General features: G+C 45.0%; 25 protein-coding genes and 1 other RNA gene. 17 read left to right on the forward strand and 9 right to left on the reverse strand.

The features are described 5' to 3' along the window. Positions 1-33 precede the first annotated feature (33 nt). Positions 34-1,377, reverse strand: a complete 1,344-nt coding sequence (locus QUA88_RS01000) for an ergothioneine biosynthesis protein EgtB (RefSeq protein WP_333269768.1) — start codon at positions 1,375-1,377, stop codon at positions 34-36. Then, the gene (gene egtC / locus QUA88_RS01005) at positions 1,349-2,137 is read right to left on the reverse strand and encodes an ergothioneine biosynthesis protein EgtC (protein ID WP_333269770.1); all 789 of its coding nucleotides are present in this window, start codon (positions 2,135-2,137) and stop codon (positions 1,349-1,351) included. The genes QUA88_RS01000 and egtC overlap by 29 nt, the downstream gene beginning before the upstream one ends. 207 nt (positions 2,138-2,344) lie before the next feature. Here egtC and QUA88_RS01010 point away from each other — a divergent pair, with 207 nt between their 5' ends. From QUA88_RS01010 to QUA88_RS01020, 3 genes are all read left to right on the forward strand, one after another. Continuing rightward, positions 2,345-2,563: a hypothetical protein gene (locus QUA88_RS01010; RefSeq protein ID WP_333056154.1), complete on the forward strand. Its 219-nt coding sequence runs from the start codon at positions 2,345-2,347 to the stop codon at positions 2,561-2,563. A 1,211-nt stretch (positions 2,564-3,774) separates the two neighbouring features. After that, positions 3,775-5,340, forward strand: a complete 1,566-nt coding sequence (locus QUA88_RS01015) for a methyl-accepting chemotaxis protein (protein ID WP_333269773.1) — start codon at positions 3,775-3,777, stop codon at positions 5,338-5,340. A 753-nt stretch (positions 5,341-6,093) separates the two neighbouring features. Then, the gene (locus tag QUA88_RS01020) at positions 6,094-6,381 is read left to right on the forward strand and encodes an RNA-binding protein (RefSeq protein WP_333056152.1); all 288 of its coding nucleotides are present in this window, start codon (positions 6,094-6,096) and stop codon (positions 6,379-6,381) included. On the opposite strand, the gene QUA88_RS01025 is transcribed toward QUA88_RS01020, so the two are convergent. From QUA88_RS01025 to QUA88_RS01035, 3 genes are all read right to left on the reverse strand, one after another. Next, positions 6,378-6,533 (reverse strand): hypothetical protein, encoded by a 156-nt coding sequence (locus QUA88_RS01025; protein WP_333056151.1) that lies wholly within the window; start codon positions 6,531-6,533, stop codon positions 6,378-6,380. The genes QUA88_RS01020 and QUA88_RS01025 overlap by 4 nt on opposite strands. A gap of 117 nt (positions 6,534-6,650) precedes the next feature. After that, positions 6,651-7,097 carry a hypothetical protein gene (locus QUA88_RS01030; protein ID WP_333056150.1) on the reverse strand — a complete coding sequence of 149 codons (447 nt, stop codon included), beginning with the start codon at positions 7,095-7,097 and terminating at the stop codon, positions 6,651-6,653. Positions 7,098-7,567: 470 nt separating this feature from the next. Beyond that, the gene (locus QUA88_RS01035) at positions 7,568-10,054 is read right to left on the reverse strand and encodes a putative PEP-binding protein (RefSeq protein ID WP_333269776.1); all 2,487 of its coding nucleotides are present in this window, start codon (positions 10,052-10,054) and stop codon (positions 7,568-7,570) included. 72 nt (positions 10,055-10,126) lie between these two features. Here QUA88_RS01035 and QUA88_RS01040 point away from each other — a divergent pair, with 72 nt between their 5' ends. Next, positions 10,127-10,813 carry a ComF family protein gene (locus QUA88_RS01040; RefSeq protein ID WP_333056147.1) on the forward strand — a complete coding sequence of 229 codons (687 nt, stop codon included), beginning with the start codon at positions 10,127-10,129 and terminating at the stop codon, positions 10,811-10,813. Between the two features lie 267 nt (positions 10,814-11,080). On the opposite strand, the gene QUA88_RS01045 is transcribed toward QUA88_RS01040, so the two are convergent. Then, positions 11,081-11,635: a 2'-5' RNA ligase family protein gene (locus QUA88_RS01045; protein ID WP_333056146.1), complete on the reverse strand. Its 555-nt coding sequence runs from the start codon at positions 11,633-11,635 to the stop codon at positions 11,081-11,083. A 127-nt stretch (positions 11,636-11,762) separates the two neighbouring features. On the opposite strand from QUA88_RS01045, the gene QUA88_RS01050 reads away from it, so the two are divergent. The 12 genes from QUA88_RS01050 to QUA88_RS01105 all read left to right on the forward strand — a co-directional run bounded on the left by QUA88_RS01050 (position 11,763) and on the right by QUA88_RS01105 (position 20,373). Next, positions 11,763-12,029: a YciI family protein gene (locus QUA88_RS01050; protein ID WP_333056144.1), complete on the forward strand. Its 267-nt coding sequence runs from the start codon at positions 11,763-11,765 to the stop codon at positions 12,027-12,029. 23 nt (positions 12,030-12,052) lie between these two features. Continuing rightward, an RNA gene (gene ffs / locus QUA88_RS01055) (signal recognition particle sRNA small type) lies at positions 12,053-12,149 on the forward strand. Between the two features lie 23 nt (positions 12,150-12,172). Then, positions 12,173-12,553: a phasin-related domain-containing protein gene (locus QUA88_RS01060; protein ID WP_333056143.1), complete on the forward strand. Its 381-nt coding sequence runs from the start codon at positions 12,173-12,175 to the stop codon at positions 12,551-12,553. A 198-nt stretch (positions 12,554-12,751) separates the two neighbouring features. Further along, positions 12,752-13,198 (forward strand): hypothetical protein, encoded by a 447-nt coding sequence (locus QUA88_RS01065; protein ID WP_333261851.1) that lies wholly within the window; start codon positions 12,752-12,754, stop codon positions 13,196-13,198. Between the two features lie 34 nt (positions 13,199-13,232). Continuing rightward, positions 13,233-13,808: a Uma2 family endonuclease gene (locus tag QUA88_RS01070; RefSeq protein ID WP_333261853.1), complete on the forward strand. Its 576-nt coding sequence runs from the start codon at positions 13,233-13,235 to the stop codon at positions 13,806-13,808. 90 nt (positions 13,809-13,898) lie between these two features. Beyond that, entirely contained in the window at positions 13,899-15,245 is a 1,347-nt protein-coding gene (locus tag QUA88_RS01075; RefSeq protein WP_333232642.1) for a DNA phosphorothioation system restriction enzyme, read from the forward strand. A 203-nt stretch (positions 15,246-15,448) separates the two neighbouring features. Continuing rightward, complete coding sequence (locus QUA88_RS01080; RefSeq protein WP_190660639.1) at positions 15,449-15,724, forward strand: hypothetical protein; 276 nt, start codon at positions 15,449-15,451, stop codon at positions 15,722-15,724. Further along, positions 15,721-17,787, forward strand: coding sequence for an AAA family ATPase (locus QUA88_RS01085; protein ID WP_333208462.1), 2,067 nt, complete (start codon positions 15,721-15,723; stop codon positions 17,785-17,787). The genes QUA88_RS01080 and QUA88_RS01085 overlap by 4 nt, the downstream gene beginning before the upstream one ends. Further along, a complete protein-coding gene (locus QUA88_RS01090; protein WP_333056138.1) occupies positions 17,777-18,433 on the forward strand; it encodes a Uma2 family endonuclease in 657 nt (218 codons plus the stop codon). The genes QUA88_RS01085 and QUA88_RS01090 overlap by 11 nt, the downstream gene beginning before the upstream one ends. A gap of 12 nt (positions 18,434-18,445) precedes the next feature. Beyond that, positions 18,446-18,766, forward strand: a complete 321-nt coding sequence (locus QUA88_RS01095; protein ID WP_333269781.1) for a nucleoside triphosphate pyrophosphohydrolase — start codon at positions 18,446-18,448, stop codon at positions 18,764-18,766. Positions 18,767-18,833: 67 nt separating this feature from the next. Then, positions 18,834-19,304 carry a DNA phosphorothioation-associated protein 4 gene (locus QUA88_RS01100; protein WP_333105229.1) on the forward strand — a complete coding sequence of 157 codons (471 nt, stop codon included), beginning with the start codon at positions 18,834-18,836 and terminating at the stop codon, positions 19,302-19,304. 10 nt (positions 19,305-19,314) lie between these two features. Continuing rightward, positions 19,315-20,373 (forward strand): endonuclease/exonuclease/phosphatase family protein, encoded by a 1,059-nt coding sequence (locus tag QUA88_RS01105; protein ID WP_333232620.1) that lies wholly within the window; start codon positions 19,315-19,317, stop codon positions 20,371-20,373. Between the two features lie 12 nt (positions 20,374-20,385). On the opposite strand, the gene QUA88_RS01110 is transcribed toward QUA88_RS01105, so the two are convergent. The 3 genes from QUA88_RS01110 to QUA88_RS01120 all read right to left on the reverse strand — a co-directional run bounded on the left by QUA88_RS01110 (position 20,386) and on the right by QUA88_RS01120 (position 22,720). After that, on the reverse strand, positions 20,386-20,778 hold the full coding sequence (locus tag QUA88_RS01110; protein ID WP_333208460.1) for a type II toxin-antitoxin system VapC family toxin: 393 nt from the start codon (positions 20,776-20,778) through the stop codon (positions 20,386-20,388). After that, positions 20,779-21,030 (reverse strand): DUF2281 domain-containing protein, encoded by a 252-nt coding sequence (locus QUA88_RS01115; protein ID WP_333056133.1) that lies wholly within the window; start codon positions 21,028-21,030, stop codon positions 20,779-20,781. Positions 21,031-21,127: 97 nt separating this feature from the next. Then, positions 21,128-22,720: a DGQHR domain-containing protein gene (locus tag QUA88_RS01120; protein WP_333232622.1), complete on the reverse strand. Its 1,593-nt coding sequence runs from the start codon at positions 22,718-22,720 to the stop codon at positions 21,128-21,130. 491 nt (positions 22,721-23,211) lie between these two features. Here QUA88_RS01120 and dndB point away from each other — a divergent pair, with 491 nt between their 5' ends. Then, positions 23,212-24,351, forward strand: a complete 1,140-nt coding sequence (dndB, locus tag QUA88_RS01125) for a DNA sulfur modification protein DndB (protein ID WP_333269785.1) — start codon at positions 23,212-23,214, stop codon at positions 24,349-24,351. The last annotated feature ends 6 nt before the right edge of the window (positions 24,352-24,357 follow it).

A 24,357-nucleotide genomic window follows, 5' to 3' on the forward strand; every position in this document is an offset into this window, starting at 1 on the left:
CAAACTTGATGGTAATTATAATTACCTAGCAAACTACTTAGCGCAGCGAAAACCAGCAATAATTTGCCGCACGCCCGGATAATACCAATTCCGAAAGGTCGATCGCAGAGCCTGCGGAAAAGTCGCCCAACTCCCCCCTTTCAAAACCCGGTGTTCTCCATCAAAATAAACTTGAGAATATCCCCTATAAGGATAACTTTCAAATCCCGGATAGGCGTCAAAGGTTGAAGCAGTCCACTCCCAAACATTGCCCAACATATCATAGCAGCCTGCCGCACTTGCTCCTTTGGGAAAGGCATCAACTGGCGAAGTATTGGCAATATTATTGCCGTGATTGCACAGGCTGCCGTTTGGCGGTTCTTCTCCCCAAGGATAGATGCGATATGTTTGATTTGTGGCGTCCCAACTCGCAGCTTTTTCCCATTCGGCTTCCGATGGTAAACGCTTGCCGATAAAGTTGCAGTAAGCTTCGGCTTCGTACCAACTCACGCCGCAGACTGGATGGTTGTTGAAAGCAGGATTTTCTGACCAGTAAAGCGGTTGAGAGACGGCTTCGCCTTGCAGCCATTTCCAGCCGTCCGCTGACCACCAATCAGGGTTTTGATAGCCGCCGGATTCCATGAAATCTCGGTATTCACGGCAAGTGACGGGGTAGCGATCGATCGAGTATGCTTCTAGATAACACAGGTGGCGCGATCGCTCGTTATCCAAAGCCTCAGCAGCATCGCTTCCCATGTAAAATTCTCCGCGCGGAATTTCAATCACCGGGGAATCGGTAATTGGGAATCGGGAATTGGGCATTGGGAATTGAGCATTGGGCATTGGGCATTGGGCATTGGGCATTGGGAATTTCTGCTGCTTTATTCCTCTCTGTTGGATAGAATTAATCCGTGTATCCGTGTCCAAATCCGTGTGGTGCCTTCCTTCCTTCTTCCCGTGCATTTGCAACACGAAAGCAACAGTTTCACAGTGCTGGCTTTCGTGCTGAATAATAAACCGCCAGAGACGTTCTTGCTCGTCGATCGGCGCTACTTCCAAATAATCTAACACCTTTTTTCTCACCGCGTTCAGATATAATTCGACTTCAGGTAACGTCGGCAGAAAAACCCGTTGTTTTTTCGGCAAAATATCAGCAGCAAACAGTTGGTGATACTGAGGAAAGACCGGTTCCAAGCCAGCACATCGCTGCAACAGCCACAAATCCTCAGTATAAGCAATGTGACCTAAGTGCCAGCCAACTGGACTGAAATCAGGATGAGCTTGGCGGCAGAAAGTATCATAATCGATGTCTGTAAATAGCTTGAAAGTGCCTCGGCGACACTGCTGCAAATCGCGATAAATTGCCTCTCTACAAGATTGGATAGATTTCGATATCACGCTCTACTCCGGTACTGATAATGCTCTGGACTGGACACTCGTGCCAATTGCCAGCAAATAAAGCTTCAGAAGCAATGATGACAGAATCCGGGAAATTTAAATCGTCTCGCAGCCAATAGAGGGAAGGAGGGGCTTTTTGGGAAGCAAAGCGAGAGGCAACGAGCTGGTGTCCGTCGCTGATAATTATATTAGCTGAAAATTCTACTTGGTGAAAGTTTGCTAGCTCTGCCAAAATTTTCAGCGACTTTTGCAAAGCTGCTTGTACGGTCAGATTTCCGGCTGTCAATTCATTGACAAACAAGCCGAAGATATGCTCAGAATCTGTAGTACCGTTAATTGATTGATACAGCGTATCGCTGAGCCGATCGCGAATTGGTCTGTAAAGAGTTTGCCGAAAATTCTTCACGAAGCCGTTGTGTACGAACAGCAGGCGATCGTTCTGAAACGGCTGACAGTTGCTCAAATCTACAGCTTGTCCTGAAGTTGCACTGCGAACATATCCGATCGCGCATCCAGATTCAACGAATCGACTGATACTCGGAAGGTTAATGTCGCTCCAAATTGGCTGTACATTTTTATAAGTAAACGGGTCAGTATCTAGGTGCGGGTGATACCAACCAATACCAAAACCGTCAGCATTGAGTAGGCCAGAAGTCATTTCGCGGGGATCGTAACTCTGCACAATTAGGGAATGTTCCGGCTTGTACAGAATAGCATCGAGTAAAATCGGCTCCCCGAGGTAGCCAAGCAAACGGCACATAAAATTTTTGCAGCAATTTGATTAGCATTGTAAGTCATTAGCCGAAAAATTGCCCGTTAGCGAAGCCCGCCCCTACGGGGGCTACGCCAACGAAGAGGATCGCCCATCTTCAGCGCTGACAACAAGGTTTTTGGTAGCCTGCTGCCAGCATCGCAGTACAAACGATACAGTTAAGGTAGAACCCCTGCAACACAAGGAGACTCTTGAATGTTCATCGACGAACTCATCCCAATGGCGAAAGAATTGATCGAACAGCCGATCGCCTTCGCGGGCGGATTTTTATCTGGCCTGCTTCGACTCAACCTTCACGAAGATCCCGTTAAAAGCTGGATCGACGAGCAAGCTGGTTCAACTTCCTACACTACTCCCCCAGCCGAACCCACCAACGGTAAAAGCAGCGGGCCTCAGTCAATCTCGATCGACTAAGGAAAAGCAGTAACATCCTCCCAACGCCAAACTGATTACAGTTATGGCGTGGGCTTCCAAACTTCACACTTTGGCTTTTCGCGTTTTTCCCTGACGGGATTTCCACACTTGGCTAGATTGAATTGCTCACTTCCCGCTAGTAAGTCTGCACAGACACAAGCGATTCCCGTATAACCTTTTTCAGATAGATGAAGTACAATAACACCAGTGTGTAAACCAGTTCCAAATATCTTGCTGAGAAAGTTGACGAAATGCAAACTCGATCGCATTTCCTAATTATTGATATTTTTTTTGTTAATCAAACTGAAAATATTTTTAAATTTTGATCCTAATTTTTCAGGTTTATGATAAATCAGGCGAAGGGGGCGACAAGTATATTACTTTCGCCCTTTTTATTGATTACTTTATTTAATTATTTTGTGTGTTTCTATGATTATTCTCCATCACTCCCAAAGCATTTTTCCATAATCTCGGTAAGTTACCTGAGCATAAAATCCTCAAATATAATTGTATCATTTTCCTTATTAAATTAACTTATAAGCTGTCGCGCATTTAAATTCTATATTAGGGGCGGGCTAGAAGCCCAACCCTAATCCCCACAAAAGTTTGATTGTTTTTTGACATATAATTTAAAGGCCGCAACAGCTTATAGCGATTCTAAGTGAATTGTGTAATTGTTGTAGGGGCAAAACTCACGCCCGGTTGCCCCAATCCGTGGGGGGTAGGCACAGGGCACTAGCCCTACATATTTGTACAACTGATGCGAGGATTGCTATAAGCTGTGGAGCATTTAAAGCAGTAACGAGGCTTGTATGGTGCGTCAATCGATTTGAGATTTGAGATTTTAGATTAAAGAATTGACTCCCCGGATAAATGCTCTTTCTTGAGGATTTTCGATTTGAGATGCTTTCAATTGATTCCACAGATAAATCACGTGGCGGGTACCACCTTTGAAATTCGTGGTCAGGAGTTAACACTTACGCGCTTATGCGGGAAACATTTCTGTAATGACGCACCCTACTATCGTCTTTTAAATACCGAACAGCTTACTCATCAATTCATTACTACTTTTTTTAACAGGTAAAACCTCAAATGTAAACTTTTAATAGGTAATTCATCTACCTGATAGAAGCTATAATATACAAGATATGTCCATAATTGCAGCGAGGATAACTGTAGTAGAAGTAAGCAGAAATAGTATGTTTAGAAAAATGAATTTACAAACCAGACTAATCAGTGCCTTTCTGACGATGGGACTTTTAGTATTTTTAGTAGCCTGGGTAGGATGGAGTTCAACATCCAATCTCAGTCAACACATAGAGACTATCGGTAAAAATAAATTACCGAGTATTGAAGCATTATTGAAAATTAACGAGGGACAAACCCAAATTGAGTCATCCGAAAGAGCGCTAATTCATCCCGCACTCAGTCAAGCAGAAAGGCAAGATGCTTTAAACAGAATGGACAAGGCTTGGCAGCAGATTCAAAATGGGTTTAAAGCATACGAAGTGCTTCCTCGTACCTCAGATGAAGACGCACTATATCAACAAATGCTTAAGTATTGGGAGGAGTGGCAGCAGGAAGCTCAAGAACTCCTGCTAATTAATAAAGAATTTGAAACACTGGGAATTTTCAATCCTTTGGCTTTGCAGATTGAACTACTTAAGCAGGGTAAAAGTAATTCGCCGGAAATGGCAAGAGCAAACACAGCTACTAACCTTTTGAATAAACTTAGTCAGCAAGCTAAGGTGATTCGTGTTAGATTTATCAAATCTGAACAAGCCACTTTAGCAGTAGCTGAATCCAACCGAAAGGAAGCAGACGAAGCTTATAAAAGCGCAGAAAACGATCGTAAAAAAACTCAAATAGCTGTAGTATTGGGCATGACATTGGGGCCGCTAATAGCGATTATTTTAGGCATATCTTTAAGCATAGCGATCGCCAAACCTTTAGATCGAGCGCTCAAAGGTATTATTAATATGATTGTCAGTTCTTCTACCGAGATAGCGGCTACAATTGAGCAACAGGAACGTATTGCTGTACAACAAGCTGCTTCTGTTAATCAAACAACCACCACAATGGATGAATTGGGCGCATCATCGAGGCAATCAGCTATGCAAGCCGAATCAGCCCTTGAAAATGCCAGTAATGTCTTAAATATGGCTGCCGAAGGCAGTAAAGTGGTGCATAAAACCCAGCAGGGAATGTTGAGTTTGACGGAAAAAGTCGGAGCAATTGCCGCTCAAGTTTTAAACTTGAGCCAGCAAACCAATCAGATTGCTAATATTACCAATTTAGTCAGCGATTTGGCTAGTCAAACTAATATGCTGGCGATTAACGCTACAGTGGAAGCAGTACGCACGGGAGAACAAGGAAAGGGGTTTGGGGTGGTGGCGACGGAAATTCGCAGACTGGCAGATCAAAGCAAAAAATCGTCGGATCAGATTAGTGATTTGATAAACGGTATTAAGAATTCCATTAATAAAACAGTGATGGTAACAGATGAGGGCAAGAAAACTTTAGATAATAGCCTGAAATTGACTGAAGGTGCGGCGGATAATTTTAACAATGTTGCTAATGCTATTAACAGTGTTGTTGTCAGCAGTCAGCAAATTTATCTTAATACCAAACAGCAGGCGATCGCTATTGAGCAAGTGGTAGATGCGATGAATGTTCTGAATAAAGGAGCAGCGGAAACAGCCAGCGGTATTACCCAAAGTCGAATTGGCACTCAAACACTTAACAAAGCGGCTTTAAATCTCAAATCCTTAGTTTAATTGAGAAAAGAAAGTAATATCCTAAACTGGGGATGAAGGAGATGGACAGAAAATTTGTCGCATTCCTCATTTCCACTTGGCAATTCCAAATTTTGCCCAAGGATTGAAGGTGACATCTCCCCGTTTAGGAAAGGGCTGTCTAGATGCGTATAGTAATTCTCAAGTGAATGAGGTATAGATTTGAATTTTAGATTAAAGAATGGCAGAAGTGGGGAATTGGTAATTAATTGCCAAGTACCTCACGAAAGTTGACAACCGCTATATCAACGCTCGTGGCCCAGAGCAACCTAATATATTATACCTTGTTAGTCGCTATGTTTCCGAAGATGCTTGGTGATTCGTCGCCCACCCATCAGTGATCTGATTAAAATCAAGTATTGTTCAGGGGTAGGATTCCTCGTCGCCACAAAACTCATATCCTCACTCATTCGCAGGGCGAGTGAGGATATGAGTTTTGATTAAGCTAACTATTGCAGCCAGTACCAAGGGTTGGTCAATCGATTTTAGATTTTAGATTTTAGATTTTAGAATTGAAGCATTGACTTGCGCGAGATAAATACGTTCGGCAAGTTTCTCGGATACAGGTTTTTTATTTATCCACGCATAAATCAGGGGGCTTGTATCCTGGATGCTTTCGGTGAGTGCGGCAAACCCTTTTAGTTAGAGTCGATCGCCCAGTTGTATGCTAGATAGCACTTGACAGTTAAATTAACAGGTTATTATGTATAGCACAACAAGTTCAGTTCGATCGACATGACTATCTACATTGGAAATCTGTCTTACCGCGCCACCGAAGAAGACCTGAAAGCAGTATTTGCAGAATACGGCACAGTCAAGCGAGTTGTCTTGCCTACCGACAGGGAAACCGGTCGGATGCGCGGTTTTGCATTTGTTGAGATGATGGAGGATGCCCAAGAAGACGCTGCAATTGCCGAATTAGACGGTGCAGAGTGGATGGGCCGCCCCTTGCGAGTGAACAAAGCTAAACCGAAAGAAGAGGGAAATCGAGGCGCAGGTATCAATAGAAACGACGGATATTAGTCGGCGGTGCGGCGGTTGACATCCTCTCGGAACCCACCTGATGCACCAGTGCGCCAGTAGGGCGGAATTGCAAGCAGCAGTTGATTTTGGGGATGAAATGTCAAATCCGCTGCACAAAAATATCGATTCTTTGTGGGCTGCACTTGATTCATAACTTTTTGAGCAAGACAGAATTTAGGCACGCTAGTCTAGAAACCCGATTTCTTGGGCGATACCGGGCTGCTAAAAGCAAAATTTGTCAGGAGAAACCGGGTTGATGAGCGTTAATCTTAAAAAGAGTAAACTCGCCCTTTTTCATCAATATAAACTGACCGGTCTTGCCTAGTGCGGCCGTCTGCTCTGGTGATGCGAATCGTCAAAATGTTTGTCTGCGAGTCAACGTTATAGTCGTATTTCAAAGTTGTGGTTGCTGTTGTGGCATTAATCGGAATATTGGCAATGTCGCCGGTACGATTGCTGATGCGAACACTGATGTTTCTGCTGGCTCCGACGGGCAAGGATGACAAGCGGCCACCTGATTCACCGTATTCTAGGTTCAATCCCGTTTCATTTAACAGTCTGAGGGTAATGTTGCGAGTATTGTCAACCTGCGCTTGAGGTTGCCAGAATCCGGGTTTTGTCCCGCCGTCAGTTGCAGGTTGAGATAATGCTGGATGGGGATGCAGAAAGCCGAGAGCGGCAAGTATTGCTGCGGTTGCAATAATTTTTGATTTCACTGTTTGTACCTCCGGGTCATTCGATTTTAGATTTTAGATTTTAGATTTTGGATTGACTTGCGCGAGATAAATGCGGGGGCTTGAGGATTTTCGATTTTCGATTTGGGATTGATTCCACGGATAAATCACGTGGCGGGTACCACCTTTGAAATTCGTGGTCAAGAATTGGTTATATTTCTATCCTAGCTTTAAAATCCGATGTTAGTGGAAGGAAGAGGGAATAAGGAAGAGGGAAGAGGGAAGAGGGAAGAAGCAATAAAAGGAATAAAAGCCAGGGTTTGAGAAATTAAGAATTTCCTAACCGTCGGGCGCGGTTGCTATATCTACTCAGAAACCGGGCTTCTGTAGTTGTTAATAGTCCTGGACGCACGGGTTGTCTAGAAAGCCGATGGCTGAGCGGGTGGCTGCTTGCCAAAGCTATGATTTAGAGTAGAAACCGGATTTCTGAGGTAAAGTGGGTGCGGGAGTGGTTAATTGTTAATTATCGATCGAGCGGCTTCTAGCAGCAGGCGCTGTTCGGCGCGGACGATCGCCCTGCTAGTTTGTTCTACGGCATCGACATTGACCGAAATAGACGAAATTCCCCACCGCACGAAGGATTCAACTGTATCGGGATACAATGCGGGAGCGTCGCCACAGATCGAGCAAGGAATGCCGGCGGCCCTGGCTTGTTTGATTAATTGTTCGATCGCCCTCATCACTGCTCGCTCGCGCCCGTTAAATGCACCTGCTACCTGGTCGGAGTTGCGGTGAATGCCTAACAGAAATTGGGTTAAATCGTTGGTGCCGATGGAAATTCCTTGAACCCCGGCTTTTACGTAATCTGGTAATAAAAATAACACCGAAGGAACTTCCGCCATAATCCACAGTTGAAATTCGGGCGAGCGGTTTTTCCAAACAGTTTCTAAGCGCTGGCGGCAGTAGATAAACTCCTCAACCGATCGCACGAAAGGCAAAATTAAATTAACATTTGTATGACCTGACTCGCAGACTTTTTGAAGTACGCAGAGTTCCCAATCAAATAATTCCGGTTCAAAGGTATAACTGAAACTGCCGTGGTCGCCTGACTCGCGTAAATCGAGAGAGCGATAAAATATTGGCTGCGGGGAAACGGCAGCAGCAAATAAGCTGAGGCAATCCGCCATGCGATCGACAAATTCCGATTGGCGGCCGTCTTGTAGCCAAACTTTGGGGTTTTGACAGTCCAAAGCTTCTAATGCCATTAATTCCGATCGCAGCAATCCGATGCCGTCTATTGGCAGATTTTTGAGGCGGTCAATCGAACTTGTTTGGCTGACATTAACTAGCAGTTGAGTTGCCGTTGGTGGGCCCCAAACATATTGAGTAGACTCAGATTGTCGAGATTTAGGATCGGAATTGGACGATCGATCGGAGGTAGAAGATTGGTGCTTGGCTATTGACATTTTGGCTGCTGTACTGTATATATCTGCCTTTTTTGCTGTGTCCAGAAGTCGGCGGCTGTCTGCTATCTCGATGGCATCGGGTTGGGCGAGGGCAAAAACTTCTCCGGTATCGCCGTCTACCAAAACCGAATCGCCCGAGGCGATCGCCCGCGTGGCCCCGGTCACTCCCACAACGGCGGGAATCCCCAATTCTCTTGCTAAAATGGCGCCGTGGCCTGTCATACCTCCTTGTTCGGCAACCACCCCAGCAGCAACCTTCAGCCAAGGTAGCCAATTCGGCTCGATTGTCCGGGCTACTAAAATGCCTCCGGCTAGGAATTCCGCGTTTTCTGGGTGGGAATTAGTCATAACTTGGGCAATTGCTTCGGCTTTTCCTGATGCTGCTGCCACACCTCTGAGTATGGCAGGAGTTCGGGCTCTTGCGATCGAGTTTGGCTGCCGGAGGTATCTCGGATTTTCCTCTACCGGCGCGACTTTTTCCGCTTTGACAAGACGAACTTGAGTGAAATAAAACTGCAGTTCGCCGCTGTTTTCTGTCTGGTTTAGCGTCCACTCCAAAATTAAATCTGAGTCAAATTCGGCGATCGCTTTTTTACTCAATTCAATGATTTCTTGCAGTTGCGATTCCTCTAAAACGTATTGTGTTTGTGCTTCTTCTCCCAGCGCTAAAACTTGCACGCAACAGTCAGCAAAATCAGAAAGTATAAAGGGAGAATCGGGAATTGGGAAAGCAGCAAACTTGCCCAGTAGCAGTTTTTTTTTCGGTTCACTATCGCCGACTTTGAGATTGTAGGCTAATGTTTTGTAACCGATCCGCTGGAATTTAACCGCGCTTGTTTCCGGCTGCACTTGATAGTAATCGGGGATGGTTTCTCCCCTAGCCAGGGACAATCCCAAACCGCTGGTGGCTTGGATTTCCCACTGTGCGCCCGCCTTTGTTTTCACCTCGCCCGCGGCGATGGCTTCTTGAAGTGGCTGCACCAAAACTGCGGGATTGATTTGCTGTACCCGCAGCCCGCACCGCTGCCAGTAAAATAGACTTCGGGCTCTGAACATTTCTGCCCAAGCTCGTTTGAGTCCGGCCCCAATGGCTTCGGGTTCTGCCCGTACTGCCTGAGATTCCAAAATGCCGACTGTTTTCGGGTTCCAGGAAGTCAGGGAAGGGCGAAAAATTAAGGCTGTGGAGTTTAAGTTTGACTGTGAGTTGAGTTGAGAAACAGCAGACTCTAGGGTGGAGAGCAGTGAATCGGGCAGTTTGCCGGTGAGGATTTGGTGGCGGATGCTGCGGGCGATCGATTGCAGTTGTCTGGGTTCATCGACATTCAAGTGCAGGGAAGAGTGTGGCCAGTCAGCAAACAGCGGTTCTAGGCAGTCGATCGACTCTAAAAACTGCCAGAATGTAGTAGCCGGCACGACAAAACCCGGTACAACGGGATGATTTTTCTGGAGCAAACAGCTCAAGTAAAATGCTTTTTCTCCCACTGCATCTCTGTCTGAAGGTTGAATTTTGTCTAACCAGTAGAGGTTTTTCACGCTGCGAGCCTGTCCGTGGAAACAGATTGAATTTGATAGTTTTTCCCATTAATCACTTACGACAATTTTAGGATGAACAAGCGACAATGGACGGGATTAGTCAAATCTTTTCTCAATCTATTTCTTAAGTCTAACTGTCCTCTTTGTCAGCGACCGGCCGCCGGAGAGTTTTGTCCCTACTGTGACAAGCAGCTTCAGCAATGTCAATTAAGCGATCCGGGTCGATTTTGGCATTCACAGCAGCGTGTTTTTGTGTGGGGTGAGTATGGCGGGGCTCTCAAACGGGCGATCGCAGCTTTGAAATATGACGGCAATCCGCAATTAGCCAAACCTCTCGGCGGCTGGCTGGCGGAAGCTTGGCTGAGTTTTCCCGAATTAGCTATAGACAATTTAACTGTTGTACCGATTCCCCTGCACAAAGAAAAGCTCAAGCAGCGCGGTTTTAACCAGGCGGAACTTTTGGCTGAAAGTTTTTGCGATCTGACTGGTTTGCCTTTGCAGCGGCACGGTTTGGAACGGGTGAAAAATACTCAGGCTTTATTCGCTCTGACGCCGCAGCAGCGCCAAGCGGAAATGAAAAATGCTTTAGGTTTGGGGAAAGATTTCCGTCGTCGCCTCCCGCGCGATCGAGTGCTGTTAGTTGATGATATTTACACTAGCGGTACTACGGTTAAGTCGGCAATTAAAATTTTGGAACAATCGGGAATTTCGGTTTATGGAACTGTGGCACTTGCAACTCCGAATAAGATTAATAGGTAAGCTGTGACGGCATTTAAATTTCAACAGATTTGTAGTGAGGACTAAAGTCATCAAATTTGTTGACTCACTTGTGACCTCAGAAACCCGATTTCTACGAATAGTTCTCGTTCATCGAGGTAAAAGTCGTATAAACCGGGTTTCTCGCCCCTCGCGAGTCAGCCATGAAACTGTCCGAAGTGTTGATTAATGATGATTTACTAACAAGATTTTTTGGGAAAAAGGAACCGCGAAGACGCTATTGACGCAAAGAAAGAGAAGGGAGAGAGTTTAGGCGGAAAGCGGGAATTGATTGCTGATGTTCCACCGGCTGCCGTCGTGAAGCAGTAAAGTTAACGCCGAAGCGGTAAACTCAAAGTGGAGCGATCGCCCTGCAAATTCCAACCAAGCTGTTTGAAAATTCTCCTTAGTTAAATCGCGAAATGCTACTGTCATGTGCGGTACAAATGGGCGACTTTGAGAAACTCGATCGACAATTCCCAAATTTGCCTCCAAATAACTCATCAAAGATGAGTGAATCTCCAGCAATTCGGGCGATTTGAAAACATCAGCGTAAATGACGCGGGGCGTGAAAGCAGCAAAACCGGATAGAGTAACGGGAATGGGCCGCCGATTTGCAGAAAACTGGTTCAAACTTTCCTCTAATTTGGCAACATCCTCCGCTAACGAGTGAAAAGGAGGTTGCAGCGTGATGTGCGGCGGGGAATTCAAAGCACCGCGGCTGTTGTAATGTTCCGCAAAATATAGTTTAATCTCAGTAATGTGTTGTTCAATATCGGGAGGCGGCACTAGGGCAATAAAAAATCGCTGTTTTGACGGGTTCATGGGATAACATCGCAGTGAGGAAGAAATGGCGGAGTATGGAAAATCGAGTATTTACTCAAGGCTTGTACCAAAAACTCCATTCCCAATCTACAATCCAAAATCCAAAATCTAAAATCTAAAATTTAAAATGCCTTGGTTTGTCAAAATTGAGCAAGGAATTGTCGAAAAGCCTGTCTTTGACCAATACGTGCCAGCTCACAGAGCTTATGTCCGAGAGTTGATTTCTAAAGGACACCGAGCGAAAACTGGCTACTGGGGGCGGCGGGGCGGCGGTATGTTGCTGTTTGAGGCGGGTTCGATGGATGAGGCGAGGGCGATCGTCGCTGAAGACCCGCTGGTGAAGAACGGTTGCGTTATTTATGAAATTTATCACTGGTGTGTGGTTGAAGAATAAATAACTGTGTTATACTCATAAATGAACTGGACCCACGCGATTCCAACGCCCAAATCTTGTCAGGACCGGAAGGTAGCAGCAACACGGGATGCTTGTAATAGGCGTGGTCTCCGGTTCACCCAGTTTTTTGAGGTGTAGCTCCTATGCCTGGTTTCGGAGATATTTTACAGAAAGCAGTTTACCTTGGTGTCGGGCTAGCTTCCTACGCTGGTGAAAAAGCTGGCAGCAAGTTAACTGAATTACGCACTGAAGCCCAAAAGCTGGCAGACGAATTGGTGAAGCGGGGCGAGATGTCCACGGAAGAAGCTCGCCGCTTTGTTGACGATATGGTACAACAGGCTCAGCAGCAGCCTCCCGTAGCCTCGGCTGGGAACGAAAAACCCGCTGAACCTCGGCGGATTGAAATTGTTTCTGAGGAAGAAGATGTCTCGGCAAAAGATGCTAAAGAGACAGGCGGCGTAGACAAGCTCCGCGAACAAGTGCAGAATTTACAAGAGGAATTGCGGCGGCTGAAGCGGGATTAAGCAGGAAAAAGCTCGCTCAGCAAAGCAGGAAGGGAACTCAGGATAATAATCTTGAGTTCCCTTTTTGAATATTTCCCCTGTCAGATGTGGACGGATATCAGGCAATAGGTAATAGAATTGAAAGTAGGTGCGATCGCTTCGCATGAGGCTGGCTCCACCTGTCTGTAAAATATTTTGTAATAGCCAACTGTCAAATTCATGGAAGATTGGTCTAAAGATTTTTTTGGAGTAATGGAAAATGCTGTTTCTGAAGTAGAGCATTTTTTCAGCGAAATGGGCGAAGAGTTTGTCGAAATGCTGGACGTTTTGGCAAAAATGTCGGAAGAGTTTACAGAAGAAGTACAAAATAATCTGATTAACGACATTGACGGTTATTTCAATGAATTTGACGGTTTATTTAATGAATTTATCGAACCGATAATTGAAATTTGCCGCGACTTCGACCCGCAATTTGATGAGATAGATTTGTCGATGGTGACTTATGTAGACCCTTCGCCGACGCAGCAGCCGGCTTGTCGCGGTTGTCGCAACTATCACGGTCAAGTTTACGGGGGAAATTTGTTGGTTTGTGCGATGCACCCTACTGGTGTGGAATCGGAGAGTTGTGCTGATTGGGAAACTGACAGCGATATGAATCCTTTTTAAGACGGCAGTTGAGTTGTTGAGGGGTTAATTGCTTATGGTAACGTCAATTCAGTCTCCGTCAAAGATTTCTTTGGAAGAGTTTCTGCTATTGCCAGAGACTAAGCCGGCTAGCGAGTATGTTGACGGTCAAATTTATCAAAAAGCTATGCCCCAAGGAAAACACAGCACGTTACAAACTCGTTTTGGAAATAGAATTAATCAGGTGGGAGAACCGCAAAAGTTAGCTTTTGCTTTTTCAGAATTGCGTTGCACTTTTGGGGGACGTTCTATTGTTCCAGATATAGCAGTGTTTGAGTGGTCGCGCATTCTTCTCAATACTAAGGGAGAAGTAGAAAACAGGTTTGAAATTGTGCCGGATTGGACAATTGAGATTTTATCGCCGGATCAAAATCCAACTCGGGTCATTAATAATATTTTGTTTTGCTTAAATCACAATGCTAAACTGGGTTGGTTGATTGACCCGGCAGAAAAATTAGTTCTTGTTTTTAAACCGCAGCAGCAACCAGAGGCGAAAGAGAATCAGGATATTTTACCTGTGCTCGATGTGCTGTCGGATTTGCAACTGTCGGCCGATGATTTGTTTGCGCTGTTAAGTTTCGATCGCCCGTGAGTTACAGTTGAGTCAGGGTAATTTTGCATCTAACGGCATTTAAAGGTGAATCGCTCAACGGCTAATAATTCGCAATTTGGATTTCCGAAGATGCCGCCATCGCTGCAATTGCGACAGTATCAGCGAGTGGCGGTGGCTAATTGGTTTGCGAATCAGGGACGCGGTACGCTGAAGATGGCGACGGGTAGTGGCAAGACGATTACTGCGCTGGCGATCGCCACTGAATTATACAATAAAATTAACCTGCAAGTTCTGCTCGTAATTTGCCCTTACTGCCACCTGGTGAATCAGTGGGCGCGCGAATCGGAGAAATTTGGTTTAAAACCTATTTTGGCTTTTGATAGCGCCCGTAGTTGGCAGAATAAGCTGGCTGCGGGTTTGTATGAAGTGCGATCTGGCGATCGGCTATTTCTCACAATCATCACTACTAATGCTACCTTAATGGGAGATAGTTTGCGATCGCAACTGCGCTATTTTCCAGAAAAAACCCTGATTATTGGAGACGAAGTTCACAACTTAGGCGCGCCCCGTTTAGGAGAAAGTTTGCCGCGCAATATTGGACTGCGACTCGCCCTTTCCGCTACCCCAGAAAGGCATTTCGACGAACAAGGAACTGAAGCTATTTTAGATTATTTCGGCCCGGTTTTGCAGCCGGAACTTACCTTAGCCGACGCCATCCGCCAAAAAGCCTTAGTACATTATTTATACTATCCAATTTTAGTAGAATTGACCGAAGCCGAAACCCGCAAATATTCCCGCTTAACTCAAAAGATTGGCTGGGCGCTTTGGGGCGATGAAAAAGTAGAAGAAAACGATGCTTTAACAACTTTATTAATGCAGCGAGCTCGGTTAATTGGGGCTGCGGCTAATAAATTAGTAGCGTTGCGAGAATTAATGATTCACCGTCTCGACACCGCCCACACTTTATTTTACTGTGGCGACGGTGCGATCGAAGGAGGGGCGCGCCGAAATAACAACCGCCAACTAACAGAAACCGCGAAGTTATTGGGTTCAGAATTAGGCTACCGAGTTAACACTTATACTGCGGCAACTCCTTTAGCAGAAAGAGAACGATTGCGCCGACAATTTGAGAGTGGAGAATTGCAAGGTTTGGTAGCGATTCGCTGTTTGGATGAAGGCGTTGATATTCCAGCAATTCGCAATGCTGTAATTTTAGCAAGCAGTAGCAATCCGCGCCAGTTTATTCAGCGCCGGGGACGCATTTTGCGGCCGCATCCGGGGAAGGAAAGGGCAACTTTATTTGACATGATAGTTTTGCCTCCCGATTTGGGTCGGGAAACCTTAGAAGTCGAGCGCAATTTGCTACGAAAAGAGTTGAAACGGTTCTTGGAATTTGCCGATTTAGCTGACAATGCTGGGGAAGCTAGAGTGAAATTGCTTCAAATTCAGAGGCGTTACGGGCTATTAGACATTTGACATTTATTAAGGTTCGGTTTATGTTTTAGAATAGAGAATTATTCGATCGTAGTTTGAGTTGCTAGTTTAGTTCGCGATCGCACGCATAGTTCAGAAACCCGGTTTCTTTGTAGATTTCTCGTGAGTGTTCGCAAAACTCGTAGAAACCGGGTTTCTCGCCCATGAGCCTAGGCCCTGTATATTTTAATATTTGCAAAAAAAATATGACGGAAAATCTGAATGAAAATCTGATTATGGCATTTAGATATGAAGATAGTGCGATCGCAGCCGTACCGACAAGCATTTTAGCAGAAAAGCGTTCTTCTTATCAAACTCATCAGGAATTCAGCGACGTACAGCAACCAATTACTAGCGCGCCACCGGAAGTTAGACAAATTATTGAGCGGGTATTGGAAATTGAAAAAGATAAACTGTACATGAGAGCTCCTCGCCACATTAACGATGACATTTTAAAAATCATTAAGGAAGCAATTGTATGAAGTTAATCTCAATTACTCTATGCAACTTTCGTCAATTTTACGGCAAAACTCCCGAAATTAAACTAGCTTGGGGCGGGCAAAATATTACAGTAATTCACGGGAATAATGGCGCGGGAAAAACTGCCTTAATGAATGCCTTTACGTGGGTACTTTACGGAAGATTTAGCGCGGCTTTTGCGGCAGAAGAACAATTAGTAAACAAGCGCGCTTTGGCTGAGGCGGAAATGGGAAAAGCCGTAGGTTGTTGGGCGGAAATTGTGTTTGAACATGACAGCACGCGCTACCAAGCAAGACGCATTTGTCGTGCTTATAAAAGTGAAAATACTGTAGAACATGGTAAGGCTGAATTGTTTCTGAATGTAGCAAAAGATAACGGTCTGTGGCTGAAGCCGGATCAGCATCCAGATGATATTATCGGGCGGATTTTGCCGGAAAGTTTACATAAATATTTCTTTTTTGATGGGGAGCGAATCGAGCAAATTGTCCGCTATGACAAGAAGGCAGAAATTGCGGAAGCTACTAAGGAGTTGCTGGGAGTTGAAGTGTTGAATAGATCGCTCCGGCATTTACTAGAAGCAAAAAAATCTCTAGAGACAGATTTAAATATAATTGGGAATGCTGAAACGAAGAAACTTTTAAAAGACAAGCAAAAAATTGAGCAAGAAGCTGAGCAACTTTCGAGCAGACAAGTAGAAATCGAGCAGGAATTGGTCAACCAAGGGGAGTTAAAAAAAGCAGTTAATGGTAACTTATTGGAACTTAGCGGTGCTGCGGATTTACAAAAGTTGCGAGACGAATTGGAAATGCAGAAAAGTTTATTGAAGCAACAAATTGTACAGGCTACAGATGCTCTCAAACGCTCAATCTCTATGCGGGGTTATGGGGTATTTCTGTCAGAGGCTGCGGCTGAATTTAAAGTAATTGTTGAAGGTTTGCGGGAAGGCGGCTCGTTGCTTTCGGGGATTCAGCGGCCGTTTTTGGAAGAGTTATTAGCGCAGCAGCGGTGTATCTGCGGTGCGGAATTAGTGGAGGGTTCTGAGTCTCGCCAACAGGTTAGCGGTTGGATGGATAAGGCGGGTGTGGGCGATGTGGAAGAAACAACTATTCGGATTAGCGATCGGGTAAATGAAATTGATAAACAAGTGGCTGATTTTTGGGAGGAAATTGACCGACACCAAGGCAATATCAGCCGCGACAGAACCGAACTTTCTCGGGTGGAAAATCAGTTAGACGATATTCACAACAAGCTGCGAAATTTTCCTGACGAGGATGTCAGCCGCTTGCAAAAGCGCTTGGATGAAATTGAGGCAAAAATTGGCGATTTGCACCGGGAAACAGGCTCTAATCAGCAGCAGATTGAGAGTTTGAATGTGCAGGTGTCGGCTTTGGACAAGCAAATCGACAAGCAGCAACTGAATGAGCAAAGGCAAGTATTAGCCCAGCGCCGGATTGCTGCGACTCAGGATGCGATCGATCGCCTAACTGAAGTGCGAGATCGCTTAGAAAAACAGTTTTGTTCTCAGTTAGAAAAGCGAGTGCAAGATATTTTCAGTCAAATTTCTTTTACTCCTTATATCCCCAAGTTGAGCGATAAATACGAACTGACGCTAGTAGAAAATACGTCGGGAAAAGAATCTTTGGTTGCCGCTTCTACAGGAGAAAATCAAATTCTCAGTTTATCGTTTATCGGCGGGATTATTGAGGGCGTGCGGGAGTGGAGTCAAAAGAATACTTTGATGGGCCCGGATAGCAGTACGTTTCCAATTGTGATGGATTCTCCCTTTGGCAGTTTGGACGAGATTTATCGCAAGCAAATCGCGAATAAGCTGCCGAAGTTGGCGAATCAATTGGTAGTTTTGGTAACAAAAACTCAGTGGCGCGGAGAAGTTGCTCAAGAAATGGAAAGTTGCACCGGCAGGGAATACGTGCTGGTGTACAATTCTCCGAAAGCTGATTGTGAAGAAGATGCGATCGAACTTGGCGGGACGCGCTATCCTTTAGTTAGGCGCAGTCCGAATGAATTTGAATATACGGAAATTGTAGAGGTGGATTATGGCTTCTAATTCGGCAATTACGCAGGTTTTGGAAACGGATATTTGGGTGAAGGCGACGTGGGAAGAGTTTCTAAATTTTGCTGAGGATTCAGCATGGGAAAAGGGCAAGTTTTATTACTATCAAGAACACATGAGGGTAGAAATGTCACCAGTAGGGCCATTGCACGGGCGTCAAAATTCAATTATGGCCTGTGTAGTTATTCTGTTTGCAACATTGAGAAATATCCGAGTAGTTCAGTTTACTAACACCAGTTTTCGCAAAGCAGGTATCGGCGAGTTTCAACCTGATTTAGCTTACTACATTGGTTCAGATTTAAGAGTGCCTCCTGATGATAGCAATTCTGCTGTTGATTTAAATCTATACGATCCGCCTAATTTGATAATAGAAATTGGTGCATCTTCTTTTAACGATGATTTAGGCAGTAAGCGGTTGCTTTACGAAAATGCAGGAATTAGTGAATATTGGGTTGAACGTGCAAACACGCGGGAGGTTTTTGCGTTTGCGATTAATGGCGGAGGTAGCGGGAGAATTCAAGAGTCGCGGGTTTTACCGGGGCTGGAAATCCGGTTAGTTGAGGAAGCTTTGAATCGCAGTCAAACGCAAGATGATGGGGAAATTAATCGCTGGTTGATTCAAACTTTTAGTCAAGGTTGAAGGGAGTTTGACGTGAAAAAGCAGTATCATAAGTTGGTGCGCGATCGCATTCCTGAAATTATTCGCCAAAGCGGGAATGAATGCGAGGTTGTAATTTTGTCGGAGGCAGAATACCGTCAAGCTTTGCTGCAGAAATTGATTGAAGAAGCGGGGGAAGCCGCAGAAGCCCAGGAGGAAAATTTGGTGGCGGAATTGGCGGATTTGTATGAGGTGATAGATGCGGTGATGGCGAGTTTTGGCATTTCGGGCGATCGACTTTTGGCGGAACAAATGAAGCGGCGGGAAGCAAGAGGAGGTTTTGCACAAAAAATTATGTTGTTGCGGACATTGTGAAGTGGCCCTGCGCCCAGTGTTGGATATTGGCGAGATTTATAATAGTTAGAAACTAGATATTATGGCAATGGCTGCTAACAAAATTAGAATTGCTAAAGATAAAGCCGAGTTAGTCAAATCATTAACTTTATCGGATAACCACACTGGCCCTTTCCAGACTTATGCCGATGTCATCGCCTTCGCCGCATCCTTGGGAAAACAGCGGAAAAAACGATCGCCTTTGGGGGAAATTTCTAAACGAGAACCAGGGGCGATAGATGTTGATATTTTTGTATCCAGGGGTTACGATATGGCGATTAAGTTAATTGCGATCGCCGAAACCAAAAATCCTCAAATTCTCTCCCATCTCGACGAACAATTGGAAGCAGAACGCTTGCAAATTTTTGAAGAATATGCTAATGGCGGACTGGAAATTTTGCGAGAAGAGTTGCGGGGTGCGGCGGATTATACCGATCGCCTGTTGTTGGTTTTGATTTCTGAAAGAGACAACCAACATCGGTCAAATGAAGAATTCGATTTAAGCAAGTTCTTATTTTAATAGGTGCCCAATGAAGTATGTACTAGCAGAGATCGTAAAGAAAGGGCTTAAGGAATCTGCCAAATTTTTCGCTTACGGCTACTCAGTATTCATGATCTGCTATTTCATTCTCAAACTAATCCTTTGGGATAGAATAGGAGTTATTGCCTTAATTACCACTTTTATTCCCTTAATTTTATTCCCAACTTTCCTGCTTCCCATCATCGGATTGTCAATCATCAAAAAAAGATGGTTCACTATTATTTCGGCGATCGCCTGCATTATCCTAATAAGTTGGCTGCACATTAAATACTTTTCTCCCACACCAATAAACATCACAGATTCGCACCCCAGCATCAAAATTTTATCCCATAACGTCCATTGGTATAAAACTCAGTCGCCAAGTTTAGCTAAACTGATTCAGAATCAAAAACCCGATATTATATTTTTACAAGAAATCGTTAGTAAACATACCGAAAGAGCTTTCACCTGGTTAAAAGCAGACTACCCCTATCAAATTGGCAATCCCCCTGTAGGAATTCTCAGTAAATATCCGATTGTCTCCAGCGAAATACTGCACTTAGCCGGCCATCCAGAAACGCAGCAGCGGGCAATTATTAAATTTAACGAACAAGAAGTAGTGATTTATAATATGCAAGCTACCGGGCCGTGGTTGACCAGAGCTAGAAAATTGCGTTTTTTCAAACTTCCTGTTTACATATATGGCAAACGATCGCCTGAAATTCAAGAATTAGTGCAGCGAGTTGAGCGAGAAACTCTGCCAGTCATCGTCGCGGGCGATTTTAATATGACAGACGAAACTCAAGACTATTACAGGGTAAAGAAAGTCTTGCAAGATTCTTTCCGAAAATCTGGATTTGGGTTTGGTTTTACCTGGCCTCACGGTTGGGAACTTAACTTATTGGTAAAAAGGTTAAATTGGAGATTGAATTATCCCGTTTGCCGGATTGATTATATTTGGTATTCAAAGCATTGGGGCGCTAAATCTAGTTCGGTTTTGGAGGCAACGGAGTCAGATCATTTGCCTGTAGGAGCCGAACTTATTTTGTTAAATGAAGCCAGATTGTGAGAAGTTTTTTAGTCAATACCAGTCTGCGATTGCGAGTTCCGAAACTCTAGAAAATTCCTTGACATTGTGGGTTACGAGAGTCGCTTGCAGGGCTACGGCTGTCCCTGCAATCAAAACATCGATCGGGCCGATGGGAGTACCTTGTTGCTCCAACTGGGCGCGAATTGTAGCAGCCGCAAGAGCTGCATCGCGATCGAAAGGAATAACGTTAACTCTGCTCAAAAATTGCTGAAGTTGTTGGGTGCGTTTTGCGGGCGAATTGGATTTAGCAATGCCGACTTGCAACTCAAAAAGGACGCTCGTAGAAACGACTATTTCCAGGGGAGAAACATTCGCAAGATTTTGAGCAACTTGTCCTTGACCTTTGAAATAGTAGATCAAGGTGTTGGTATCCAAAACGTACATTTACAGACTCTCCCGCAGGATGTCTTGTCCGGATTCAGCACGAATATCTTCTAGGGATGGAAAATCTTTTGCCCAAGTTCCAGCAAGGGAAAAAACAAGTTCATTCCAAGGAATCAGAGAGTCTACGGTGTCTGTTGGTTGGTTTGCGCTCAGGTGCTTGGCACAAACGAATTCAGCGAAAGTGAGAATTTCGCTGGCTTGGTCTTTGGGAAGGGTTTTGACGATTGCGTAAATCTGTTCAGCGATGGTCATAATGTGGTTCTAGGTAACGTGCAGATTCAATTATACAAAACCAATTTGTTTCCTACTTTATCAGTCTTCGTCGCTGTGGGCTTTGCCCAATAAAAACTTAGCTAAGCACTGGTGGCAATCCTACCTCTTGCGGCTGCACAAATCGGCCGTTAAAACTAACAGCTTTATCCTCAAAAGTCCTCGCTTCCGCTACCGCTTGCCGCAAATGAGCTCGCTCCATATCGTCCTGAATTCCCCCCACCAAATATACAATTAACTTCGTCGCTAAATCCTTTCCAGAAACTAGCATTCGCTTTTTGTTCGGATCGTACAAAATCCCGTACCACGCAGACTCTGGATTGTCCATGTGGCTAAATCCTTCATCGACATCGTACCTGCGGAGTTTGTCGAAAATAGATTTCAGGGAAAGTTTCTTTCTAAATACTAGAATTCCCAAAGCATTAGCTAAAGCAACTTGACCGACGGGACGGAACAAAATATTTCCCTCGCCCCCTGGCTTTTCAAAACTAAATCGGCGCAATTCTGTCGTTTCTTCGCCGCTTTCAATTCTTTGATAGCTGGGTAAAGTTGCTAAATGATCGAACAATTTTTTAAACTCTTCAATTCCCTCTTTTAGTTCTTCATCTTCGGGACGCATGGGAATTAAACCTTTTCGTTCCGGCTTCCAATGGGGGAATTTGTATTCTAAATACCGTTCGGACATATCTTGCAGCGCTTGCAATGTGGTTAACACAGTTGATTTTGCTGCGACTGTGGCGCTGTCCCAATTGACGCGGGGGTTTCTGTCATCTTGTTCTTTTAATAAGGGATGGGTGACGGCAATTTTGCGGGCGCAAATCGCAAATCCGTTGTCCTCGTTTAATAATGCTAGCTGGCCCTGACTCAGCGTTACGGCCATTAGGTTAACGTGCACAAAGATCGATCGCACGCGCCGTTGTGCTTGCTGTCGCGTTTCCCCCGCTACCGCCGCCGGGATAAACTCAATTCCGATTTTTTCGTGAGCTAATTTATACACTGTTTCGGGGTCGATTTGATACTCTTCTGCTAAATCTTCCAGAGTAATTGCAGCGCCGACAGGTTTTTTATTTTTGTTGTATCTTTGCAGGATTCCGGTTTTAATTAAACTCATTAAACCTTGAACTCCCATCAGCCGATGCTGGCCGTCTAAGGCAAAAATAGAGACTTTTTGAGAGACATTCAAAAGCCCTAAGTTCTCGTTTTTATCAAAGGATGTAAATTCAGTCGCGGATTTGGTTGCTACGCCATTTTTATCCCATTCCTCGGCTAGAGGATTATCTACCCACGGGGGACTGACGACTACTAAAACTGCGGGGAATTTGTGCGATTTTCGGGCTGCTAAATATTGAGTGAGGGTGGCTTGGCGCGACCAATCTAAGGGACGCTGGATTATTTCGTCAATGGTTTCGTCGTCGCGGACGATGTTGTTGGTTTGGAGGTCGAATTTTTGGCGGAAAAGCGGCATCTGGGAGGCGAAACGGACGCGAGAGTCTAACCATTCTAGGGTGACTGAACCGATGTATGCTTCGCTGTTTCCCATCTGGGTTTTTTGGACGAAAATGCGATCGTCCTTTCCTAAATAATTATCTAATAAAAGTGCGATTTCCTGTCTGTCGCTATTTTCTTTTTCTAAAATTTTTATAGCGAGGTCATCCGCTGGGTTGGTTGTCATGGGCGGTTTTTATATAATTAGGTTATTTTTTCAAAAATATCATGGGTTAAATTTTATGTCAACTCTTGTTTTTTAAAAATTTTTGTGAAATACTTAAAACACTAAGTAAATTCAACCTTATATATCATTTAATGTTTTATTTGTCAATAGCTTAGGGGCGATCGGGCTTGATGCAGATGCGTCTGGGTCTCACGCGCCACCGTCTGAGTCCGCCAGGGGTTGAAAACCCGCCACCATCGGGGCCCGCCAGGGGTTGAAACCCCGCCACCATCGGGGCCCGCCAGGGGTTGAAACCCCTGTCTCATAGCGAAAGTCCTCTGAAGAGGACTGAATATGGATCAATTTCGAGGTTTATGTTTAGTCGGTTTTAACCGACTTTCGCTATGAGACGGGGGTTTCAACCCCCGGCGGAATATCGGGGAAGCGAGTGAATTGACGATGGCACTTGCCCCTGATTTCTTCATACTTCGCACCTGCAACAACAAAAACATATGTCTACTCCTTCCTTTGAATACATTTTGCCGGTAATTCGGGGAATTCAAGCGGGCCGCGAATATTACGTGTCGATGTGTCCGGTGCGTTTTTTGCCGAAATTGTTTCCCTTTGAATCAGAAGATTTGCCGCCGTCTATGCGGGCGAAACGCGCGCTTAACAAAGCTAGGATTCCCGAAATAGCTGAGTATTTTGTTAAGAATCCTACAAATTATACTTGTGGGGCTATTGCTGCTTCGATTGATGCGGATATTACTTTTGAAGCAGTGGGAAATGAGGCAGAAGAACGGAAAATCGGTCGCTTGCGAGTGCCGATGGATGCTAAGTTTACTATTAATGACGGACAGCATCGGCGGGCGGCTTTTGAGATGGCTTTGAGGGAAAATCCGCAGTTGGGATATGAGACGGTGGCGCTGATTTTGTTTCTCGATATTGGGTTGGAAAAATCGCAGCAGATGTTTGCTGATTTGAACAATTTTCAAGTTCCTTTGGAGTCGTCGCTAAGTCTACTTTACAACCACCGGGACGATCGCGCTTTTGTGGTGAAGGCGGTTGTTAAGCAGGTTGAGGTTTTCCGGTGTTTGACTGAGATGGAGAGGGGGAGTTTGAACGGGCGATCGCACAAATTGTTTACGCTGAGTGCGATCGATCGTGCTATCATGGCTTTGCTGTCTAATATTCACGGCAGCGAACAGGCAAAACCCTCTGGTTCTCGCACCAAAAAAGAACAGAAAGAGGAAGAACTTGCTCAAAAAATACAACGGGCGGTTAGTTATTGGAATGCGGTTTGCAGTTTTATTCCAGATTGGCAATTAGTTCTGCACAAGCAAGTTGCGGCGGGGGAAATGCGCCGGGATTGCGTGCACTGTCACAGTGTTGTGCTTGAGAGTTTGGGGGAAGTTGGGGCGGCTTTGCTGTCGGTTTTTCCTGAGAGTTGGGAGGAACGTTTGAGCCTTTTGCAGCAGGTTGATTGGTCGATTTATAATCCTGATTGGGAGAATGGGATTTTGTTTAAAGGGGGGATTTCTAAGTCGAGGGCGAGTGTTAGTTGGATGACGGATTATTTGAAAAATCGGTTGGGTTTGGAAACCGCAGATGCAGCACAGGCGGGACGCCCGTGCCACAATGAAGGTGGATAATATGAG

The organism is Microcoleus sp. D3_18_C2 (genome assembly GCF_036702395.1).
Lineage (GTDB): Bacteria > Cyanobacteriota > Cyanobacteriia > Cyanobacteriales > Microcoleaceae > Microcoleus.